The 21,194-nt window shown below is 61.1% G+C and carries 18 protein-coding genes; 6 read left to right on the forward strand and 12 right to left on the reverse strand.

The window, feature by feature from the left end; all coding sequences use genetic code 11:
* Positions 1-10: 10 nt before the first annotated feature.
* Both DM807_RS04745 and DM807_RS04750 read right to left on the reverse strand, forming a co-directional pair.
* Positions 11-169 carry a YqaE/Pmp3 family membrane protein gene (locus DM807_RS04745; protein ID WP_003177654.1) on the reverse strand — a complete coding sequence of 53 codons (159 nt, stop codon included), beginning with the start codon at positions 167-169 and terminating at the stop codon, positions 11-13.
* 152 nt (positions 170-321) lie between these two features.
* Entirely contained in the window at positions 322-1,602 is a 1,281-nt protein-coding gene (locus DM807_RS04750) for an aspartate aminotransferase family protein (protein ID WP_069943202.1), read from the reverse strand.
* 209 nt (positions 1,603-1,811) lie between these two features.
* Between DM807_RS04750 and DM807_RS04755 the strand changes: the two genes are divergently transcribed.
* Positions 1,812-2,735: a LysR family transcriptional regulator gene (locus tag DM807_RS04755; RefSeq protein ID WP_012270171.1), complete on the forward strand. Its 924-nt coding sequence runs from the start codon at positions 1,812-1,814 to the stop codon at positions 2,733-2,735.
* A gap of 368 nt (positions 2,736-3,103) precedes the next feature.
* Here DM807_RS04755 and DM807_RS04760 read toward each other — a convergent pair whose 3' ends face one another.
* From DM807_RS04760 to bioB, 9 genes are all read right to left on the reverse strand, one after another.
* Positions 3,104-4,882 carry an acyl-CoA dehydrogenase C-terminal domain-containing protein gene (locus DM807_RS04760; RefSeq protein WP_060515208.1) on the reverse strand — a complete coding sequence of 593 codons (1,779 nt, stop codon included), beginning with the start codon at positions 4,880-4,882 and terminating at the stop codon, positions 3,104-3,106.
* 124 nt (positions 4,883-5,006) lie between these two features.
* Positions 5,007-6,290 (reverse strand): GGDEF domain-containing protein, encoded by a 1,284-nt coding sequence (locus tag DM807_RS04765; RefSeq protein ID WP_012270169.1) that lies wholly within the window; start codon positions 6,288-6,290, stop codon positions 5,007-5,009.
* Positions 6,291-6,473: 183 nt separating this feature from the next.
* Positions 6,474-8,279 (reverse strand): phenylacyl-CoA dehydrogenase, encoded by a 1,806-nt coding sequence (locus DM807_RS04770; protein WP_012270168.1) that lies wholly within the window; start codon positions 8,277-8,279, stop codon positions 6,474-6,476.
* Between the two features lie 289 nt (positions 8,280-8,568).
* Positions 8,569-8,865 (reverse strand): hypothetical protein, encoded by a 297-nt coding sequence (locus DM807_RS04775; protein WP_012270167.1) that lies wholly within the window; start codon positions 8,863-8,865, stop codon positions 8,569-8,571.
* Between the two features lie 142 nt (positions 8,866-9,007).
* On the reverse strand, positions 9,008-9,688 hold the full coding sequence (gene bioD / locus DM807_RS04780; protein WP_012270166.1) for a dethiobiotin synthase: 681 nt from the start codon (positions 9,686-9,688) through the stop codon (positions 9,008-9,010).
* Between the two features lie 10 nt (positions 9,689-9,698).
* Positions 9,699-10,517 (reverse strand): malonyl-ACP O-methyltransferase BioC, encoded by an 819-nt coding sequence (bioC, locus tag DM807_RS04785; RefSeq protein WP_012270165.1) that lies wholly within the window; start codon positions 10,515-10,517, stop codon positions 9,699-9,701.
* Complete coding sequence (locus tag DM807_RS04790) at positions 10,510-11,241, reverse strand: alpha/beta fold hydrolase (protein ID WP_012270164.1); 732 nt, start codon at positions 11,239-11,241, stop codon at positions 10,510-10,512. Before DM807_RS04790 ends, bioC begins: the two co-directional genes overlap by 8 nt.
* Positions 11,234-12,406 carry an 8-amino-7-oxononanoate synthase gene (gene bioF, locus DM807_RS04795; RefSeq protein WP_012270163.1) on the reverse strand — a complete coding sequence of 391 codons (1,173 nt, stop codon included), beginning with the start codon at positions 12,404-12,406 and terminating at the stop codon, positions 11,234-11,236. Before bioF ends, DM807_RS04790 begins: the two co-directional genes overlap by 8 nt.
* Before the next feature lies 1 nt (position 12,407).
* A complete protein-coding gene (gene bioB / locus DM807_RS04800) occupies positions 12,408-13,466 on the reverse strand; it encodes a biotin synthase BioB (protein ID WP_012270162.1) in 1,059 nt (352 codons plus the stop codon).
* An 89-nt stretch (positions 13,467-13,555) separates the two neighbouring features.
* Here bioB and DM807_RS04805 point away from each other — a divergent pair, with 89 nt between their 5' ends.
* The 5 genes from DM807_RS04805 (at position 13,556) to rarD (ending at position 20,031) form a co-directional block, all read left to right on the forward strand.
* Positions 13,556-14,287: a ComF family protein gene (locus DM807_RS04805; RefSeq protein ID WP_179027101.1), complete on the forward strand. Its 732-nt coding sequence runs from the start codon at positions 13,556-13,558 to the stop codon at positions 14,285-14,287.
* 58 nt (positions 14,288-14,345) lie between these two features.
* Positions 14,346-15,110, forward strand: coding sequence for a TOBE domain-containing protein (locus DM807_RS04810; protein ID WP_060493150.1), 765 nt, complete (start codon positions 14,346-14,348; stop codon positions 15,108-15,110).
* Between the two features lie 157 nt (positions 15,111-15,267).
* A complete protein-coding gene (locus DM807_RS04815; protein WP_012270159.1) occupies positions 15,268-16,242 on the forward strand; it encodes a serine/threonine protein kinase in 975 nt (324 codons plus the stop codon).
* Positions 16,243-16,514: 272 nt separating this feature from the next.
* Entirely contained in the window at positions 16,515-18,959 is a 2,445-nt protein-coding gene (locus DM807_RS04820) for a hypothetical protein (protein ID WP_179027102.1), read from the forward strand.
* 184 nt (positions 18,960-19,143) lie between these two features.
* Entirely contained in the window at positions 19,144-20,031 is an 888-nt protein-coding gene (gene rarD / locus DM807_RS04825; RefSeq protein WP_012270156.1) for an EamA family transporter RarD, read from the forward strand.
* 332 nt (positions 20,032-20,363) lie between these two features.
* Here the strand turns inward: rarD and DM807_RS04830 are convergent, their stop codons facing one another.
* The gene (locus DM807_RS04830; protein ID WP_060515041.1) at positions 20,364-20,882 is read right to left on the reverse strand and encodes a glycine cleavage system transcriptional repressor; all 519 of its coding nucleotides are present in this window, start codon (positions 20,880-20,882) and stop codon (positions 20,364-20,366) included.
* Between the last annotated feature and the right edge of the window lie 312 nt (positions 20,883-21,194).

Here is a 21,194-nt window from a genome sequence, read left to right on the forward strand (position 1 = left end):
CCGGAAAACCTCATCGCTTGGCGATGATATAGACCGCGTGCACGATCCCCGGAATGTAACCCAGCAAGGTCAGCAGGATATTCAGCCAGAATGCTCCGCCGAACCCCACCTGCAGAAACACACCCAGCGGTGGCAGAAGGATGGCGATAATGATGCGGATAAAGTCCATGCGAGTCTCTCCTGAAGGGTTACATCAAAGACTAGCCGCGCGCCACAGAGGTTCCACAGGCAAAAAAAAACGCCCCGGGCCGAATGAAACAGGCCAGGGGCGATGCGCAGGAACGCCAGACGGTTCGTAGAATTCTCGGTCTTGCTAAACAGCTACGCCGGCATCTCGCGGCGGGCCTGCTGCTGGGCATGCAGGCGGGCAAAGGCGCGGGCCAGGCGCAACAGCATTTCATCGATGTTGCCCTTGCTCACAGTCAGCGCTGGCGAAAAACGCACTACATCCGCTTGCGGTGCGTTCAGCAGCAGGCCTTCGTACAGGGCGGCCGCCACCAGTTCGCGGGCCAGGTTTTCTTTCAGTTGCAAGGCCCACAGCAGGCCTTGCCCGCGTACTTCGCCCTGGCCATAACGCCCAGCCAGGCGGCTTAAGCCTTCACGCAGGTGGCGGCCGTTGTCCTGCACCTGAGCGAAGAAGCCAGGCTCCAGCACGGAGTCCAGCACCGCCAGGCCGGCGGCGCACATCAGCGCATTGCCGTGGTGGCTGCCTTCCAGTTCACCAGGCTCGGCGCAGCACGCCGTGCCCCGGGCCAGCAAGGCGGCCAGCGGCACGCCACCGCCCAGGCCCTTGCCCAGAGTGATGATGTCGGCGCGCACGCCATAGGTCTCTTCTGCCAGCAGCGCACCACAGCGGCCAATACCGGTCTGCACCTCATCGAGGATCAGCAGGATGCCCAGTTCGCGGCAGAGCGTTTCCACGCCCTTGAGGTATTCCTGGGTAGCCGGAATAACGCCCGCCTCGCCCTGGATCGGCTCCAGCATGATTGCCACGGTGCGCGAGTCCACCGCCGCGTGCAGCGCCGCCAAGTCATTGAACGGCACCTTGCTGAAACCGGGCAGGCCCGGTTCGCAGCGATTGCACGGCAGCGGGTCGGATGCTGACAGCGCACCCAGGCTGCGGCCATGGCAGGCCTGGCTGGCGGTGATGATGTGATAGGCACCGTTGCGGTGCAGCTGGCCCCACTTGCGCGCCAGCTTGATCGCACCTTCGCAGGCCTCGGCACCGCTGTTGAGCAGGTAGGCCTGGTCACTGCCGGTGCTTTGGCACAGGCGATTGACCAGGTCCAAAAGGCCGCGGCTGTGGAAACCCGAGCCAGGGTTGATCAGCGCCTGGGCCTGGTTACCCAATGCCTTCACCAGCACACTGGGGCTATGGCCCAGGCTGTTGACCGCGCCGCCTTGGGTGAAGTCCAGGTAGGCGTGCCCTTCGTTGTCCCACAACCAGGAGCCCTGGCCACGCACGAATACCTGCGCTGCACGCTCGGCACTGGGCATCAGGCGATCACGCGACAGCTCGGAAGCTTGCGGCACGATCACCGGCGCACGCTTAGGCTCGGCGACGGCGGCAGGGGCCGAGCGGCGCAGGTTGAACAGGTTCATCAGGGCTCCAACCAATCACGGTAAAGGGCGGCACGGTGCGGTCTTGTCGCCGACACTCGATATTTTGCCTTGCCTATCAAAAGTGTTTCTCATCCGGGGTAACAATCGACCTATTCATCGCTGTAACCCTTTGGAATACGGCGATAGACTAGGCTTCACAAGGGTTTTCGACCATTTCGTTTTTCCAGCATTTTCGATAAGTGTTACTTATGGATTTCCGCCAACTGCGTTATTTCGTCGCGGTGTATGAAGAAGGCCACGTGGGCCGTGCCGCCGAACGCCTGTCGCTGTCCCAGCCTGCGCTTTCCCAACAGATCCGTCAGCTGGAGCACAGCCTCGACCTGAGCCTGTTCGAGCGCAGCAACAAGCGCCTGCTACCGACCCTGGCCGCCCACACCCTGTACAACCATGCCTTGCCGTTGCTCGACGGCCTGCAGCGTGCTCACGAGGCCATGCGCAATTTCAAAGGCCAGTCGCTGCGTACCTTGGCCATCGGTGTGCTGCAAACCGTGCGCCCCAGCCTGGTACCGCAGCTGCTTGAACGGCTGCGCAAGGCTCAGCCTCATCTGGTGGTGCAGATTTACGAATTGTCAGGGCTGGAGATCGAGCGGCGCTTGCTCAACGGCAGCCTGGACATCGGTATCAGCTACCTGCCGCCGCGCCAGCCAGGGCTGCATGGCCTGCTGCTGTACGAAGATGAGTTGCAACTGGTGATCCCCGATACCCACCCATTGAAGGACTTCAAGAAGGTGTCCATCCGCCAGGCCGCCGAGCTGCCCATGCTGATGTTGGGCGAGGAGTTCCAGATCCGACAGATCTGGCAGGCGCAGCTGGCCAGTCAGGGCCGACGGCCGCAGGTACAGGCCGAGATGAACAACATGGCGGGGATTCTCGACAGCCTGGCGCACACGGCGCTGGCCACTATTCTGCCGGGGCGGGCCAAGGAGGCTGCCGAAGATGACCAGGGGCTGCTGTGGAAGCCGTTGAGCGAGCCGCGCGTGCCGCTGAAGGTTGGCCTGGTGTTCCGCGATGCCCAGCGCCAGCAGGCCTCTGTGGAGTTGTTGCGCACGCTGCTGGAGGAAGAGACCGATGCCCGCCTTTTGGGGGCGTCACCGCTGGATGTGCTGGCCTGAAAAAAAGCGCACAAAGAAAACCCCGCCGAAGCGGGGTTTTCCAGACTGTTTCCCTGTGACATCCGTATCGCCCCGCCATCCTGGCAGGTGGTCCTTCGTCGTCTTCCTTGATCTGTCCTTTGCGCTTCCTGCGCAACGTCCATGTGGTAAAGATTAACCGTGGATCCAATCTGAGACCAGTGGTGAAAAGTCACCACGTCGTGTAGGAAAAAGCTTACAAAGAGGACCTATTCCCAGACACACCGGGAATTGGGGCTGCTGCGCAGCCCATCGCGACACAAGGCCGCTCCTACAAGGACCGCATAAGCCTTGCGCCCTGTAGGAGCGGCCTTGCGTCGCGATGGGCCGCAAAGCGGCCCCAAGATCTGTCAGAACTGCTCAGCATCCAGCAGGTACAGCGACTCACTCCCCGCCTTCACCGAAGCCACCAGCGAATCCACCCGTGGCAGCAAGCGCGCAAAGTAGAACCGCGCAGTCCCCAGCTTGCCCGAGTAGAACGCCTCATCGCCCTCACCCGCCTTGGCCGCCCGCGCCATCAGTGCCCACATGTAGCCATACGCGACATAGCCAAAAGCATGCAGGTACTCGACCGAAGCCGCGCCAATTTCATTCGGGTTACCTTTGGCCTGTTCCAGCACCCATTCGGTCAACCCGTCGAGCTGGTCGAGGCAGACCGCCAAAGGCTTGGCAAATTCGTCTAATGCGCCATCTGCGCTGGCAATGAACTGGCGAATCTCGTCGGAGAACAAGCGGTAGTACGCCCCACCGCTGGCCACCACCTTGCGCCCCATCAGGTCCAACGCCTGGATACCGTTGGTGCCTTCGTAGATCTGCGTAATGCGCACATCACGCACCAGCTGCTCCTGGCCCCACTCACGGATATAGCCATGCCCGCCGAATACCTGCTGGCCGTGCACCGCGCACTCCAGGCCCAGGTCGGTGAGGAACGCCTTGGCCACCGGCGTCAGCAGTGCCACCAGCTCTTCGCTGCGTTTGCGTACGTTGGCGTCTTCGCTGTACTTGGCACTGTCCAGCTGCATGGCCACGTAGGTGGAGAAGGCGCGGCCACCCTCGATCAGCGCCTTCATGGTCAACAGCATGCGGCGCACGTCTGGATGGACAATGATCGGGTCGGCGGCCTTGTCCTTGGCTTGCGGGCCGGTCGGGGCGCGGCTCTGCAGGCGGTCGCGGGCGTACTCCACGGCGTTCTGGTAGGAGCGTTCGGCCGAGGCCAGGCCCTGGATGCCAACACCCAGGCGCTCGTAGTTCATCATGGTGAACATGGCCGCCAGGCCCTTGTTCGGCTCACCGACGATGTAGCCGACCGCCTCGTCGAAGTTCATCACGCAGGTAGCCGAGGCCTGGATGCCCATCTTGTGCTCGATCGAACCGCAGGTGGCCGGGTTGCGCGCGCCGAGGCTGCCGTCCTCATGGACCAGGAACTTCGGCACCAGGAACAGCGAAATGCCTTTTGGCCCCGCCGGTGCATCTGGCAGCTTGGCCAACACCAGGTGGATGATGTTCTCGGTCAGGTCGTGCTCGCCACCGGTGATGAAGATCTTGGTGCCGCTGACCTTGTAGCTGCCATCAGCCTGGGGCTCGGCCTTGGTGCGGATGATGCCCAGGTCGGTACCGGCATGTGGCTCGGTCAGGCACATGGAACCTGCCCACACACCGGCGTACATGTTCGGCAGGTATTTTTCCTTCAAGGCTTCGCTGGCGTGGGCGTTGATCGACAGGCAGGCGCCAGCGGTCAGCATCGGGTACAGGCCGAAGGCCAGGCTGGAAGCGTTGACCATTTCCTCGACCTGCGCCGAGATGGCCTTGGGCATGCCCATGCCACCGAACAGCGGGTCGCCGCCCACGCCCACCCAGCCGCCTTCGGCATAGGTGTTGTAGGCCTCGATGAAGCCAGCTGGGGTGCGCACTGCACCATTGTCCCAGTGGCAGCCCTCTTCATCGGCGGCGCGGCTAAGCGGCGCGATGGTTTTGGCGGTGACTTTGCCGGCTTCTTCCAGCACGGCCATGGCCGTGTCGGCGTCGACAACCTCGGCCAGCGCGGGCAATTGCGCCCACTGCTCGGCCACGTTGAAGACTTCATTCAGTACGAAGCGCATGTCGCGCAGGGGCGCTTTATAGTCAGCCATGACAACCTCTCGCTAGTCGGGTCGGGGCGGTCTCGGGGAACCGCGACACTGGGGTTACTGGCAGTGTAACCGAACAACTTTTACGAGACATAGGGTCATCACTCGACCATACAGTCTTATTCGGTCACGCCGTCCGCACGGCCCCACGCTGCGATTGTTGCCCATGCACCATGACACAATTGCGCCCCGCACCTTTGGCGCTGTATAGCGCCTGGTCGGCGGATTTGAGCACCGCCTCGGGGTTGCGATGATCGGCATGGCGCTCGGCCACGCCAATACTGATGGTGACCGAGACCGTGCCGCCGCCACTGCCAGCGCGGCGCTGACGCCCGGCCGTATCGTCCTGCGGGCGGTTATGCTGGTCGCGCAGATGCATCACGTAGTTGGCGATGACTTCACGCACGGCTTCCACATGCGGTACGCATTCTTCGGCGGTCTTGCCAGCGAAGACCAGGGCGAACTCCTCGCCACCATAACGGTAGGCGCGACCACCGCCGGTGACCTTGGACAAGCGGCTGGCGACCAGGCGCAGCACCTGGTCGCCCACATCGTGGCCGTGGGTGTCGTTGAATTTCTTGAAGTGGTCGACATCGGTCATGGCGATCACATAGTTGCGCCCCAGGCGCTGCATGCGTTCGTTCAGCGCACGACGCCCCGGCAGGCCGGTCAGCTCATCGCGAAAAGCCATCTGATAAGCCTCGTGCGCCACGGCTGCGGCGATCATCAGCATCACCTGGCTGCACATGATGTTCAGGGTAAACGGCAGGATGAAGGTTTGCGGCAGCATCCAGAAAATGCCCAGCAGGCCCGTTATCAACGCGGCGTGCAGCGGCCGTGGTGCGCGCAGGTATTGCACCACCAGCAGAATGAACACGCCGATGAACAAGGGGTATACCATCTGAATCAGGCTCATCCACTGGCCATGCAAGGCCGGCCAGCGAATTTCAGCCAACCAGGTCAGCAATGCCTCTGGGTAGCTTTGCTCCAGGGCTACTGCCACGCTGCCCACGGCAAACAGCACGGCACCACGGGCCACCAGGTCCTGCAGCAGGTGAGTGCGTTCCTGCCAGGCGCCATACAGCCCGAACAGCGCCGGCAGCAGCAGGCACACCAGGTGGAAGATTACCGCTGCGTCCTCGCGCACGCGGCCATGGTCACGGTAGAAGTCGGTCTGGGTGTCGAGCAGGAAGTAGGCGATGTACACCGTAAGCATCATGAACAGCTCACGCTGGCGGCGGTACACCGCGCAGTAGGCGCCGCCCAGCAGCAGAACCAAGGTAGGCAAGACATTGAACAGCGATGTGAAAAAGACGCTGAGGTCTCTCACATAGGCTGCGGCGAGCCCTGCCAGCAACAGGAACAGCGAAGGCAGGAAGTGGCTTGCGCGAACAGCGTTAAGACGAAACAAGGGTAATCTCCAACCCGGCAGATCAATAATGGCATTGTGCCCCTACTTCATCGGCAGTGCACATGAACAGTTGAATTCAGTTCAGACACAAGGCCACGCCTACACAGGATTCGCAGTAGCACCCCAAAAGCAAAAAACCCGCCTGCCGGTGAAGGCAGGCGGGTTTTTGGTACAGCCGATGGATCAGTACGACAAGCCGAAGTGCTCTTCGTCCATTGCCATCAGGTTGTTGGCACCCGACAGCATGGTCGCCACATGGGTACGGGTACGCGGCAGGATGCGCTGGAAGTAGAAGCGCGCAGTCTGCAGCTTGGCCGTGTAGAACGCCTCTTCGCTGGTGCCTGCAGCCAGTTTCTCAGCCGCCAGGCGGGCGATGTCGGCCCAGAAGTAGGCCAGGCAGGCGTAGCCGGAATACATCAGGTAATCGACCGAGGCCGCACCGACTTCTTCGCGGTCCTTCATGGCGGCCATGCCCACTTTCATGGTCAGCTCGCCCCACTCCTTGTTGATGGCCGCCAGCGGTTCGACAAACTCTTTGACCGCTTCGTTGCCTTCCTGCGCCTGGCAGAACTTGTGCACGATCTTGGTGAAACCCTTCAGTGCTTCGCCCTGGGTCATCAGCACTTTACGGCCCAGCAGGTCGAGGGCCTGAATACCGGTGGTGCCTTCGTACAACATGGAGATACGGCTGTCGCGCACGTTCTGCTCCATGCCCCACTCGGCGATGAAGCCGTGGCCGCCGTAGATCTGCACGCCGTGGTTGGCGGCTTCGAAGCCGACTTCGGTCATGAACGCCTTGGCGATCGGGGTCAGGAACGCCAGCAGGGCATCGGCCTTCTTGCGCTCTTCTTCGTCCTGGCTGTACTTGACGATGTCCACCTGCTTGGCAGTGAAGTACACCATGGCGCGGTTGCCTTCGGCGAAGGCCTTCATGGTCAGCAGCATGCGGCGCACGTCCGGGTGGACGATGATCGGGTCGGCAGCCTTGTCCGGTGCTTTCGGGCCGGTCAGGGAGCGCATCTGCAGGCGCTCGCGGGCGTACTTCAGGCCACCCTGGAACGCCACTTCGGCGTGGGCCAGGCCTTGCAGCGCGGTACCCAGGCGAGCCGTGTTCATGAAGGTGAACATGCAGTTCAGGCCTTTGTTGGCCGGGCCGATCAGGTAGCCCGTGGCAGCATCGAAGTTCATCACGCAGGTAGCGTTACCGTGGATGCCCATTTTGTGTTCGATGGAGCCGCAGCTCACGCCGTTGCGCTCACCCACGCCGCCTTCGGCGTTAGGCAGGAACTTCGGCACGATGAACAGCGAAATGCCTTTGGTGCCAGCCGGTGCGTCCGGCAGGCGGGCCAGGACGATATGGACGATGTTGTCGGCCATGTCGTGTTCACCGGCCGAAATGAAGATCTTGGTGCCCGACACTTTGTAGCTGCCGTCGGCCTGTGGTTCGGCCTTGGTGCGCAGCATGCCCAGGTCGGTACCGCAGTGGGGTTCGGTCAGGCACATGGTGCCGGTCCACTCACCGGACACCAGCTTGGTCAGGTAGGTCTCTTGCTGCTCATGGGTGCCATGCGCAGAAATGGTGTTCATCGCGCCATGCGAAAGGCCTGGGTACATGCCCCACGACCAGTTCGAACCACCGACCATTTCGCTCAGGGCCAGGCCCAGCGATTCCGGCAGGCCCTGGCCGCCATGTTCTACGTCATGCGCCAGGCTCGGCCAGCCGCCTTCGACGAACTGCTCGTAGGCCGCTTTGAAGCCGGTCGGGGTTTTAACGCCCGATTCGCTCCAGGTACAGCCTTCCTGGTCACCCACACGGTTCAGCGGCGACAGCACTTGTTCACAGAACTTCGCACCTTCTTCGAGGATCGCGTCGACCATGTCGGGCGTGGCGTCCTGGCAGCCCGGCAGGCTCTGATAGTGCGCCTCATAGCCAAGCAGCTCGTCGCGAACGAAGCGGATATCACGCAAGGGGGCTTTGTAATCAGGCATTGCGATGAACCTCTGGGTCAGTTCTGTGGGGGTGACCAGCTCTTGGCGGCCGTCTATCAAACAGTTGTTTGAAACTTACGTTTAGCACCGCGTTCTGTCAAGGTTGGACTATGGTGCCATTTACGCCGCGAAAAATGGCAAATATGCCATCGCATGACAAAAACCCCTGTGGGAGCGGGTTTACCCGCGAATAGGCCCGCCCAGAAAACAGAGGTATCTGGTCAAACGCATTCGTGGGCAAACTCGCTCCCACAGGGGTGGGTCGCGATGCAGGGGAAACGCCGAGAATTCAGGCGTAGGTGTCGATGATCCGGCCGAGCATTTCGTCGGATGCCTTGACCACTTTTGCGCCAAGTTCGACTTCGGTTTTGCCCACTGCCTGTTGCACGATGCTGGTGGCCATGTCCATCTGCTGGCTGCGGTCGACCGCGCGCAGGCGTTCGGCCTGAAAATCGCTGGACTGGCTGGTGGCGGTACGTTCGGCGGTGGTGTTGGCGATCTGGGCGGCGGCCTGATCGACGCGGCTCTGGCCGGCCTGGATTGCGCTCAGGCCCGCGTAATAAGCGGAGCTACCGGTGATTTCCATGTCAGGACTCCATTGACGCTGGATGACGAACAGCCCCAATTAAAGCAGGCCAGGCGTGAAAAGGCCCGTTTAAATCCCTAATGGCCTGGTGCCAGTCGATAGGCCTGGGGTATTCCCGCAAAAGAACCAGGCCTGGAAACGGCTAATCCAGCAGGTCCAACTGCAAATGCTCAGCCACCATATCGGCGCTGGCCTGCTTCAACTTGGGCACCCGCCCCAGGCAAGGCGCCGGCAAGCGTTCAGCCAGACTGGCCAGGTTTTCTTCCAGCCGTGAAGTACGCGGCTCGATGATGTTTGCCACCCAACCCGCCAGCTGCAACCCGTCACGTTCTATGGCCTCGGCGCTGAGCAAGGCATGGCTGATGCAACCCAAGCGCACGCCTACCACCAGAATCACCGGCAACTGCAGGGCAATGGCAAGGTCGGACAGATTCTCCAGGCCCGACAGCGGCACGCGCCAGCCACCGGCCCCTTCCACCAAGGTGAAATCGGCATGCTGTTGCAGCACATTACGCATAGCCGCCAACAGCTCTGGCACCGCCAGCGTCACCCCCGCCTCGCGCGCTGCCACATGTGGGGCAATTGCAGGCTCGAAGGCAAACGGGTTGACCTGCTCGTAGGGCAACTTGATCGTGCTTTCGTCGATCAGCGCCTGGGCATCGCTATTGCGCAAGCCTTTGGGCGTCATCGTGCAGCCAGAGGCCACCGGCTTGGCGCCCAACGTGCTCATGCCCTGCAAGCGCGCCGCATGCAACAGCCCGGCGGCGATGGTGGTCTTGCCGACATCGGTGTCGGTGCCGGCAATGAAATAGGCCTGGCTCATCGTGTTCCCCTTACGCCTGTGGCTTGCGCAACACACCATAGACCACTTGATAGGTAGCTGGCAGCCCCGCAGGCTGGCGAAATGCCTCATAGGCTTGCAACAAGCCCTGCATGCGCGCCCTGCCGGTGAGGCCGGAAGGGCGCCCAGGGTTCAGATTGTGTGCCCCTAAAGCCTTCAGCTCGTGGGTCAGGCTACGAACGTCCGGGTAATGCAGCACATGCGGGCGGCGCTGCAGCTCAAGCTGTTCGAAGCCGCTGGCCGCGCACAGGCGTTGGTAGTCTTCGAACCGGCGGAAGCGGTTCACATGCACCAGCCCATCTACCGCTTGCCAACTGGCGCGCAGTTCGTCGAGGGTGCCCACGCACAAGCTGCTGAAGGCCAGCACACCGCCTGGGCGCAGCACGCGCTGCGCCTCGGCCAGCACACTGGCGAACTGGTCGCACCACTGCACCGCCAGGCTGGAAAACACCAGGTCGACACTGCCATCACGCAGCGGCAGGCGCTCGGCGTCGCCAGCCACGTGATACTGCGCCCCGCCCTGTTCATGGCGTGCATGGCGCAGCATGCCTTCGGCGATATCCACCGCCACGCCGCTGGCCTGGGCGAAACGCTCAGCAAGCATGCGGCTGAAGTGGCCGGTGCCGCTGCCCAGGTCCAGCCAATGCAACGGCTGCAGGCCTGCAGGCAACTGCTCCAGCAGGTTCGCACCTACCGCACGCTGCAAGGCAGCCACGCTGTCGTAACTGGCTGCCGCGCGGGAGAACGAAGCCGCTACCTGGCGTTTGTCGGGCAATGCACCGGGTAGGGTCGGACGGGAAAGATCAGTCATCGCCACTCTCATGCAGGAAACTCTTGATGCCCGCCGCCAACTCCTGCGGGTACTCCAACAGGAAGGCGTGGGAACTGTCTTCGACCAGGCCCACTTCCACATCGGGCAACAGCTCGCTCAAGGCCTTCGCCGCCTCTGCCGGCACCAGCGCATCGCTGCCGGCGAACAGGTGCAACTGCGGGCCGCCATAGGCCTGCAGGGCTTCGCGAGTGTCCAGCTTGGCCAGCACCTCAAGGCCGGTGGCCAGGTACAGCGGGTCGGTGTCCGGCACGCCGACACCCAGTTGGCGCAGCAAGGTGCGTGGTTGCAGGGCGCCATCGCTGCACAAGGTACGGAAGCGCTTGAGGGTGACCTGGGTATGGCTGCGGCAGCCGTCGAGGAAGGTGCCGAAGGTGTCTTCGGCCATGCCATGCGGCCAGTCCGCGCGGGCCACGAAACAGGGGTTGCTGGCCAGGGTCAGCAGGCCGCAGCAGTGGTCGCCACGCTTGTGCGCGAGGGCGCTGGCGAGCATGCCGCCTAACGACCAGCCGCCCAGCCAGACATCCGCCGGCAACTTGCGGTCGAGGTGGTCAAGCCAGCCCTCCACATCGCTGTGAGGCAATTCCGGCAAGGGCATCAGCTCTACCTGCAGGCGGGCGTCCTGGGCGCGCAGGCTGGCTGCCAGCGGCTCAAGGGCAGCAATGCCCAGGCCCCAACCAGGCAGCAGAACAAGTCGATTACGCATCGGCGTTCTCCAGTTGTGGATAACACTCGGCCAATGCATTCAACAATAGCTGCACCTGCGCCTCGCTGTGCGCGGCGCTCAAGGTTACCCGCAGACGGGCGCTACCCGCCGGCACGGTAGGCGGACGGATAGCCGTCACCAGCAAGCCGCGCTCGCGCAGCATGCGTGACAGGCGCAAGGCCTGCGCACTGTCGCCGATCACGATGGGCTGGATCGGCGTCGGGCTGTCCATCAGTTGCAGCCCGATCTGCTGCGCGCCTTCGCGGAACTGGCGAATCAACGCGGCCAGGTGCTCACGGCGCCAGGTTTCGCGGCGCAGCAGCTCCAGGCTTTTGAGCGTAGCGCAGGCCAGCGCCGGTGGCTGGCTGGTGGTGTAGATGTAGGGCCGGGCGAACTGCACCAGTGCCTCGATCAGATCTTCGCTGCCGGCAACAAAGGCACCTGCGGTACCGCAGGCCTTGCCCAGCGTGCCGATCAAGACCGGTACATCAGCCACGCCCAGGCCGAAGTGCTCGACGATACCGCCGCCTTGTGCGCCCAAGGTACCCAGGCCATGGGCATCGTCGACCATCAACCAGGCGCCACGGCCACGGGCGACATCGGCCAGCGCCGGCAGGTCGGCCAGGTCGCCGTCCATGCTGAACACACCATCAGTCACCACCAGGGTATTGCCGACGGCCTTGTCCAGGCGGCTGGCCAGGCTCGCTGAGTCGTTGTGCAAGTAGCGGTTGAAGCGCGCACCGCTGAGCAACCCGCCATCCAACAGCGAGGCATGATTCAGTCGGTCTTGCAGCACCGTGTCACCCTGCCCCACCAGCGCGGTGATGGCGCCCAGGTTGGCCATGTAGCCGGTAGAGAACAACAGCGCGCGCGGACGCCCGGTCAGTTCGGCCAGCGCCTCTTCAACCTGGTGGTGCGGCGTGCTGTGGCCGACCACCAGGTGCGAGGCACCGCCGCCCACACCCCAGCGCTCGGCGCCGGCCTGCCAGGCAGAGATAACCTCGGGGTGGTTGGCCAAACCCAGGTAGTCATTGCTACAGAAGGCCAGCAGGCGTTGGCCATCGACCACTACTTCCGGCCCCTGTGGGCTTTCCAATAGTGGCCGCTGCCGATACAGGTCTGCGGCGCGCCGTTCGGCCAGGCGCGCTGCCAGGTCGAAGGCCATATCAGGCCGATGCAGCGTTGTAGAACATCTCGCTGCTGCGCTGTTCGACCAGCGCCTGCTCGATGGCCGCCTGATGCACTTCATCGGCGTGCTCTTCCCGCGCTTCGGGCTTGATGCCCAGGCGTGCGAACAGTTGCATGTCCTTGTCGGCCTGCGGGTTGGCGGTGGTCAGCAGTTTTTCGCCGTAGAAAATCGAGTTGGCGCCAGCCATGAAGGCCAAGGCCTGCATCTGCTCGTTCATCTGCTCGCGGCCTGCGGACAGGCGCACGTGCGACTTGGGCATGAGGATACGGGCCACGGCCAGCATGCGAATGAAGTCGAACGGGTCGACGTCTTCTTCCTCGGCCAGCGGTGTGCCGGCCACCTTGACCAGCATGTTGATCGGTACCGATTCCGGGTGCTCGGGCAGGTTGGCCAGCTGGATCAGCAGGCCGGCGCGGTCGTCCAGCGACTCGCCCATGCCCAGGATGCCACCGGAGCAGATCTTCATTCCAGCATCGCGCACGTAGGCCAGGGTCTGCAGGCGCTCGCCATAGGTGCGGGTGGTGATGATGCTGCCGTAGAACTCCGGCGAGGTGTCGAGGTTGTGGTTGTAGTAGTCCAGGCCAGCCTGGGCCAGGGCCAGGGTCTGATCCTGGTCGAGTTTGCCGAGGGTCATGCAGGTTTCCAGGCCCATGGCCTTCACACCTTTGACCATCTCCAACACGTAGGGCATGTCTTTGGCCGACGGGTGCTTCCAGGCCGCTCCCATGCAGAAGCGGGTAGAACCGATGGCTTTGGCCCGGGCGGCCTCTTCCAGCACCTTCTGCACTTCCATCAGTTTCTGTTTTTCCAGCCCGGTGTTGTAGTGGCCGGACTGGGGACAATATTTGCAATCTTCCGGGCAGGCACCGGTCTTGATCGACAGCAAAGTCGAAACCTGCACGCGGTTTGGGTCGAAATGCGCGCGGTGTACGGTCTGCGCCTGGAACAGCAAGTCATTGAACGGTTGCTGGAACAGCGCCTTGACCTCGGCCAGGGACCAGTCGTGACGTGTTGTTGCAGTTGTGCTGGCGCTCATCGGCGTTTCCTTGTTTAGGCTGTAGCTGGCGCCGGGACAGGAAAGCCCGCCAGCGCATCACGGATAGCTCGCATAGTCATGGAAGGTCTATGAACTGTCAACCACAATGGAAAAGGCTGGTTTACAAGTGCTCACTTATTAATCAAATCTGTTTACTGTGCGATGAGCCTGCCGAGCAGCGCTACCCATTGTGCACCGCCTGCGAGCAGGAACTGCCCTGGCTGGGTGATCACTGCCAGCATTGTGCCCTGCCCTTGCCCATGGCCGGGCTGACTTGCGCCCAGTGCTGCCGCCGCTTGCCGGCCTTCGATCAGGTCATTGCCCTGTGGCACTACGGCTTTCCGGTGGACACGTTGATCAGCCGCTTCAAGCACAATCGTCAATGGCCATTGGGGCGCTTGATGGCTGAGTTACTCGGGCATGGGCTGCTGCACCGCTTTGCCGAAGGGCTACCGCGCCCAGACCTGCTGTTGTCTGTGCCCTTGGCAAGCCGTCGACTGCGCGAGCGAGGGTTCAACCAGGCGGGGATGCTTGGGCGTTGGTTGTCTTCGCAACTGCGGCTACCTTGCGATGAGCGATTGCTGATGCGCACGCGCGAAACGACTGCGCAGCAACAGCTGACTGCCAAGGCAAGGCGACGCAACTTGCGTCAGGCGTTTGCGGTCACTGGCAAGCTGACAGGTAAGCATGTCGCTGTTGTCGACGATGTGTTGACCACCGGTGCCACCGCGCAGGCCATTGCTCAGGTGCTGCGCAAGGCCGGAGCGCGACAGGTAGATGTGTATTGCCTGGCACGCACGCCCAAACCAGGGTATGCATGACCTGTGCAGTCCTACACAATTCACCTTCAGGCCCATCACCTACAACGACTCAATGCTCATGCCGCTGCCTACTCTGCTTACCCAGCACATCGCCCGCCGCCCCCAGCGCATCGCGCTGCTGCAGCACATTGCCGAACAAGGCTCGATCACCCGCGCCGCCAAGGCAGCGGGCATCAGCTACAAGGCGGCCTGGGATGCCATCGACGAGCTCAACAACCTGGCCAGCCAACCCCTGGTCGAGCGCAGCACCGGTGGTCGAGGTGGCGGCGGTGCGCGCTTGTCGCCGGAAGGCGAGCGGGTGCTGCGCCTGTATCAAAGGCTGCAGGCCCTGCAGGCGCAAATCCTCGAAGCCGCCGAAGAGTCCAGCGACCTCGACCTGCTCGGGCGCCTGATGCTGCGCACCAGCGCGCGCAACCAGCTGCAGGGCCAGGTCAGCGGCCTGCGCCGCGAAGGCCGGTATGACCGCGTCAGCCTGGCATTGGGCGGCGGGCTGGAGATCGACGCGCTGATCACACACGACAGTACCGCGCGGCTGGAGCTGACGCTGGGGACGATGGTAGTAGCGCTGCTCAAGGCCGGGTGGGTGCGGTTGTTGGCGCAGGGGGAGCAAGCCGAGGTCGGCAGCAACTGCTTGAGTGCTACGGTGGAAGAAGTGTTGGCAGCGGATGACGGGCCCAGCGAGGTCCGACTGGCATTGGGTAATGGGCAGACGCTGTGTGCCATTGCCGAAGCGGATTGGTTGGCCGGGCTACAAGTGGCGGCTGGTAGTTCGGTGCGGGTGCAGTTTAATCCGTCCGTTGTGCTGATCGGGGTACCTGCATAGCCTGGGCGGGCCTCTTCGCGGCTAAAGCCGCTCCCACAGGGACCGCGTCGCCTGAAGGATGCTCACAAAACCTGTGGGAGCGGCTTTAGCCGCGAAGAGGCCGGTACAGGTATAACGCTGTACCATGGGCTCCATGCCGCCTATCCCCGGAGCCATCATGTCCCACCCCTTCGACACCCTCACCCCCGACCTGGTCCTGGACGCCGTGGAAAGCCTGGGCTTCCTCAGCGATGCCCGCGTGTTGGCGCTGAACAGCTACGAGAACCGCGTCTACCAGGTGGGCATCGAAGACGCGCAGCCGCTGATCGCCAAGTTCTACCGCCCAGGCCGCTGGAGCGATGCGGCCATTCTTGAGGAACACAGCTTCACCGCTGAACTGGCCGACTGTGAAGTGCCGGTGGTTGCGCCGATGCAGCACGACGGCCGCACCCTGTTCGAACACCAGGGCTTCCGTTTCACACTGTTCCCCCGCCGCGGCGGCCATGCCCCGGAGCCAGGCAACCTCGATCAGCTTTACCGCCTTGGCCAGTTGCTCGGCCGTCTGCATGCCGTGGGTGCCAGCAGGCCATTCGAGCACCGTGAAGCCCTGGCTGTGGACAACTTCGGCCACGCCTCGCTGAACACCCTGCTGGAAGGTGGTTTTGTCCCTCGCGAACTGTTGCCGGCCTTCGAGTCCGTGGCACGCGACCTGCTCAAGCGGGTGGAGGACATCTACGCCCGTACACCGCATCAGCTCATCCGCCTGCACGGCGACCTGCACCCCGGCAACCTGATGCACCGCGACGAGGTGTACCACGTGGTCGACCTCGACGATTGCCGCATGGGCCCGGCGGTACAAGACCTGTGGATGATGCTGGCCGGCAACCGCGAGGAGCGCCTTGGGCAGCTGGCCGAGCTGATCGACGGCTACAACGAGTTCCACGACTTCGACCCGCGCGAACTGGCCTTGATCGAGCCCCTGCGCGCCCTGCGTCAGTTGCACTACAGCGCTTGGTTGGCAAGGCGCTGGGACGACCCGGCATTCCCACCCAGCTTCCCGTGGTTCGGCCAGCCACGTTACTGGGGCGACCAGATTCTTGCCCTGCGCGAGCAGATGGCCGCGTTGGACGAACCACCGCTGAAGTTGTTCTAGTGCTTGCATCAGAAATGATTTAGCTAGCAATACCCTGACACGCCAGCCGGCAGGCGAGATGCCGGCACCCCACCTGAAACTTCTCTATGGGCTGAACACCTAGCATTTTTGCCAGTAGGCAAATAATTAAAGCAGGCGTAGAAAATATTAAGCGGACCACTCAAATTAATGTTGGCAAGCCAACTAGCGCCCCCTGTCGGCTACCACTGGCCGCCTCATAACCAGGCTGGAACGGGGCGCCTTGCAGGCAGCTTAATTAAAGAGAGAAGACGATGAATAATTTTGTACGCCAGTCACTTGAAGATTTTCTGAACGAGATAGCCAAAGCACGGAAAAATTTTGGCTACCCCGTGATCGTGGCATTCGATAGAAAAACAGCAAACAATGTACTGAAACAGGAGTTTATTGAGCGCTACACGGGAGAGCTATTCCTGGACCCGATGAACAGTGAGGTCGATATCGAATCAGGCGTTTCTTATCATCAGTTGAGTGACTTCTGCCTGGACCAGCCAAGGCTGACATTTGAGAATGCAGACCTCAGCGATTCTAAAGCTACGCTGATGATGCGAACGGTCAGAGGCAAGCAGCTTCAGCTAAGTCAAGCGGTAGGCAGCACGCGCCGGCAGGTCACACACTTGGCGACGGCTTCCCCTATCAATGGGCCATCGCTTGTATTCGATATCGAGTTGAAAAACACTAGGAATGCAGTATCGGAGAATGGCAGAGTTTACTTCAGCTATGCTGCAGGTACTAACTATGCCTTCTACGGTGGCACAACACAATTCGAACTAGACAAACTGGGGTTGCATTTCAAAGAATACTTTGAAGCCTACACGGTACAACCCGGACAGCGAGAAATCATCGAGTACACACTGGGTGAACTGGCTAATCTAGCAGACCTTATACTCAAGCCAAAGGATTTCAAGATTCGCACCCACGGCGCACCCGGCACACGGCTTAGAAACCAGGCGTCCTTTGGTGACGGGGCCGTTGTTTTATTTGTAGAGCTCGAAGGGTTCGACAGTTCGAATGCCATCCCACCCGATCGAAACGACAAGCTGCCATACCTCTTGCCAGACGGTTACAGTGCAAACGTGCTGATCAACTCTGATTTCATAACGAAAAATCTGATAATCAAACAACTGAAGGAATCTGCTTCGGGTATCAGTCTACTTGACTGGGCACCCCTACTTACAGGCGGCTTAGGCTACAGGGCAACGGGAGAACTCTCTATTGATGGCTTTGAATTTTATGACAACGCTGGGCCAAACGTCACAACATTCACCAAATACAACGCCACCTACACCTGCCCCCCCGAACATGACACAGCCAAAAATTTTAGAATAACTTTCAAAAACGACCTAATGATCGTCGATTGGAACGACGAACATCGCGCAGCTGGAAGGGCATATACACCGCGCTCGGGTCTCGATCCGATTATAGAGGACGGCGAATTTGTAAACAGCTGGAGCATACGCCTTGAATACAAGTTCACCATTGAAACAATTGAAGGCAAGCATTCGCTGGCACTCGAAAAAACCAAACAGGACTACACCTATAACTTGATGGCCACCGGAGACCTTGGGAAACACGTGCATTATGGCGAAAGAGTATACCGCCTTTGCTACGAACGGTCCGAACCCAAGTTTAAAGAGTTTCTGGATAGCATCATGTCTGGATTTACAACGCTTGACGTGGAGATTGACACGTTCATCCTATCATCACTGCTATTCCGAAACTCCCAGGTTGCCCTTGACTCCGTGCATTGGCCAAATGATTTGCTCACGGTAGGTCAATTGGCCCCTGATCGCACCAAGTTCAGCATTTCCACAAGTGACAACACCGCGATCGATCAAGGTGAAACAAGCGTACTGACCGGTGGCCGCATTCCCTTCACGACCGAGCCCGCTACCCCAGGCGTAGTCTGGAGCGTACAGCACCTCCCTGATTACACCGGTGACGACCTGGAAGGTGAGATCGACCCTGTAACGGGTGTGTACACTGCACCCGCTGCCGATACGTTCGACGACAGCTTCATCAAGGTCATCGTAACTGCCAAGTCTGGCGATAATGTTGCCCATGCCCTGGTAAGCGTGCTGAGAACTACCGTGAGTGTCTATCCGTCCGTCATGACGCTGAATCTCGGTGCCTACAACGATATCCTGGCGGGCGAGATGAACAAAGGCGCGATCAACTGGGCCGTCGAAGGGTTTGGCAAGCTTGAGGACATCGACAACGGCGACCCTTTGGCACAAGCGTCGAAAAGGTATCTAGCCCCCACTGTAGGCGAAGTCCCAGACTGGGACGACAGCATGCCATTGCTCGATATGTACATACGCCACAGCCGCATCAAGGTCAGCAGTGGGGCCACCAGCAAGTACGTTGATGTACTCCTGCCGATAGCTATTCAAGACAATCACTGGCTGGAGGCCACGCGGGCTGGCGAAGGTGTGAGGTTTGAGTTTTGGTGGAAGCCGAAAAGCAGACCCGCAGAGCTGGTGGACCCAGAAAATACGTCGTGGCACGTTCGCGTCGGTAGCGGCACCTGCATCGACGGTGTTTACACACCAGACCCATCAAAGGCGGAAGAGTACGCCGTTATTGTGGCAACAAACGACGTAACAGAAGATTACGCCAGCATGATCCTGCCACTGCCCTTCATCGACGTTGAACAGTTCATGGCGCTTCATGCGCCTGATGAAGCCAAGGCGGTTTAACGCCAGTCGTTCAACAACCGGCAATGATCGATGCAGCGATCATTGCCGGTTCAGGTATCAATGTCACGACCTCCAAAAACCAGGGCCAAGCCCTCGTTCCCACATTTAATTCGTCGCAGCACAACCGGCCAACCTGTGCTGAAATACCCCGCGCTATATTTAGCTAGCTGAGCAAGGATTCTGCATGCACGCCGCAAACCCGCGTCGCGGGTACACTTTGGGCCTGAGCGCCTACATCATCTGGGGCCTGTTCCCCATTTACTTCAAGGCGATACAGAGCGTCCCGGCGGTGGAGATCATCGTCCACCGGGTGCTCTGGTCAGCACTGTTCGGCTCGCTGCTGCTACTGGTGTGGAAACACCCCGGCTGGTGGCGTGAGCTGCGCGACAACCCACGCCGGCTAGGCATCCTGGCGCTGAGCGGGGCACTGATCGCAGGTAACTGGCTGACTTACGTGTGGTCGGTGAACAATGGGCGCATGCTTGAGGCCAGCCTGGGTTACTACATCAATCCGCTGATCAATGTGTTGTTGGGCATGCTGATTCTTGGCGAGCGCCTACGCCGCTTGCAATGGCTGGCGGTAGGCATGGCCGCCGTGGGTGTGGCCCAGCAGGTGTGGCAAGTGGGCAGCCTGCCCTGGGTTTCACTGGTGCTGGCGCTGAGCTTTGGCTTCTATGGGCTGATCCGCAAGCAGGCACCGGTGGCCGCACTGCCGGGGCTGGTGGTGGAAACCTGGATGCTGGTGCCGCTGGCCCTGGGCTGGCTGCTGCTGCACCCGGCGGCGATGAGTGCCCAGGGGGCGTTCTACACCAGCAGCGAAGCACTGTGGTTGATGGCTGCCGGGCCAGTAACGCTGGTGCCGCTGGTGTGCTTCAACGCTGCGGCGCGGCACCTGCCGTATACCACCCTGGGCTTCTTGCAGTACCTGGCGCCGACCTTGGTGCTGCTGCAAGCTGTGCTGCTGTTCGATGAGCATTTGTCGTCGAGCACCTTGGTGGCGTTCATGTTCATTTGGGCGGGATTGGCGATTTACAGCGTCGATGCCTGGTGGAATTTGCGCAAGCGCAGCTGATCAAAAAATAATCAAATCTGCGCAGGCCACGTGGCTCGTGGCCTGCGGCAACATCTCCAAAGGTTATCCACACCCTCTTCCCCGTGCTTTGTGCACAAGCTGCTGATTTCTGGGTGTTTTTTGATCAAAACCGTGTAAGGCGCACAGTGCTTGGGCTGGAGAGGTACACCCCCAGGTTATCCACAGGGCCTTCCCCGTGATATCGGGATAACCGCAGGGGGCTGCTTTGCAGCCCATCGCGACACAAGGCCGCTCCTACAGGGGACCGCGTAACCCCTGTAGGAGCGGCCTTGTGTCGCGATGGGGCGCGCAGCGGCCCCGGCAATCTCGGATCAATCCTCCGCCCGCAACTGCAACTCCACCATCAAGTCATCCGCCAGGCTCTCCAACTTTTGCTGCAGTTCATCCAGCGACAGGGTCAACGGCAGCGCCAGCAACGCATCGGCATGGAAAAGAGGCTCGCTGCTCATCGGCGCAGGCCGCACCTCAGTGCTGAACCGCTCAAGGTTCACCCCCAGATCCGCCAGCAACCGCGTAATGTCTCGCACGATCCCCGGCCGGTCATTACCCACCAGCTCCATGGCAATCGGCTTCCAGGTACATGACGGCTCGATCCCGCTTTCGGCAATCAGCACGCGAATGTCATACCGGGCCAGCCCCTGCAGTGAGGCCACCAGTTCTGCGTAGTTTTCGGCCGGCACCGCCACCCGCAAGATGCCGGCAAACTGCCCGGCCATGCGCGACATGCGGCTTTCCAGCCAATTGCCACTGTGGTCGGCGATGCACTGGGCAATGCGTTCGACCTGGCCGGCCTTGTCAGGGGCAATAACAGTCAGTACAAGATGATCCACAAGCCCTTCCTCGTGTCGAACCGCGCCGGGCGGCAGAAAATCGGGGGATCGACTCAGTATAGGCAAGGCGCGGCAACCTGCCGCAGGGCAATCCGCACAACGAATCGTGTACTGTTTCAAGATTTATCTGGAACAATCCACCTGTTTTTTGCGAACATACCCACTCCCAGCGTGACCATACGCGACCAACGGGTCGCAGAACGGCGCTTTTAGTCTGATTTTGCCCCGCCTACTGCTTCATGTAGTATCCCGTGGCGCGGACTACAAAACGTCGTTTGGATGTCTGCCAAGGCGCCTGTGAAAATACGCACA

This window comes from Pseudomonas hunanensis, from assembly GCF_013393325.1.
Classification (GTDB): Bacteria; Pseudomonadota; Gammaproteobacteria; order Pseudomonadales; family Pseudomonadaceae; genus Aquipseudomonas; species Aquipseudomonas putida_P.

Bases quoted from the DNA above. Each gene is read 5' to 3' on its own strand.
- bioC (WP_012270165.1), bottom strand. From the start codon at position 10,517: ATGACTGATCTTTCCCGTCCGACCCTACCCGGTGCATTGCCCGACAAA.
- DM807_RS04820 (WP_179027102.1), top strand. From the start codon at position 16,515: ATGAATAATTTTGTACGCCAGTCACTTGAAGATTTTCTGAACGAGATA.
- bioD (WP_012270166.1), bottom strand. From the start codon at position 9,688: ATGAGCCAGGCCTATTTCATTGCCGGCACCGACACCGATGTCGGCAAG.
- DM807_RS04805 (WP_179027101.1), top strand. From the start codon at position 13,556: ATGAACTGTCAACCACAATGGAAAAGGCTGGTTTACAAGTGCTCACTT.
- bioB (WP_012270162.1), bottom strand. From the start codon at position 13,466: ATGAGCGCCAGCACAACTGCAACAACACGTCACGACTGGTCCCTGGCC.
- bioF (WP_012270163.1), bottom strand. From the start codon at position 12,406: ATGGCCTTCGACCTGGCAGCGCGCCTGGCCGAACGGCGCGCCGCAGAC.
- rarD (WP_012270156.1), top strand. From the start codon at position 19,144: ATGCACGCCGCAAACCCGCGTCGCGGGTACACTTTGGGCCTGAGCGCC.
- DM807_RS04755 (WP_012270171.1), top strand. From the start codon at position 1,812: ATGGATTTCCGCCAACTGCGTTATTTCGTCGCGGTGTATGAAGAAGGC.
- DM807_RS04750 (WP_069943202.1), bottom strand. From the start codon at position 1,602: ATGAACCTGTTCAACCTGCGCCGCTCGGCCCCTGCCGCCGTCGCCGAG.
- DM807_RS04775 (WP_012270167.1), bottom strand. From the start codon at position 8,865: ATGGAAATCACCGGTAGCTCCGCTTATTACGCGGGCCTGAGCGCAATC.
- DM807_RS04745 (WP_003177654.1), bottom strand. From the start codon at position 169: ATGGACTTTATCCGCATCATTATCGCCATCCTTCTGCCACCGCTGGGT.
- DM807_RS04770 (WP_012270168.1), bottom strand. From the start codon at position 8,279: ATGCCTGATTACAAAGCCCCCTTGCGTGATATCCGCTTCGTTCGCGAC.
- DM807_RS04810 (WP_060493150.1), top strand. From the start codon at position 14,346: ATGCCGCTGCCTACTCTGCTTACCCAGCACATCGCCCGCCGCCCCCAG.
- DM807_RS04760 (WP_060515208.1), bottom strand. From the start codon at position 4,882: ATGGCTGACTATAAAGCGCCCCTGCGCGACATGCGCTTCGTACTGAAT.
- DM807_RS04790 (WP_012270164.1), bottom strand. From the start codon at position 11,241: ATGCGTAATCGACTTGTTCTGCTGCCTGGTTGGGGCCTGGGCATTGCT.
- DM807_RS04815 (WP_012270159.1), top strand. From the start codon at position 15,268: ATGTCCCACCCCTTCGACACCCTCACCCCCGACCTGGTCCTGGACGCC.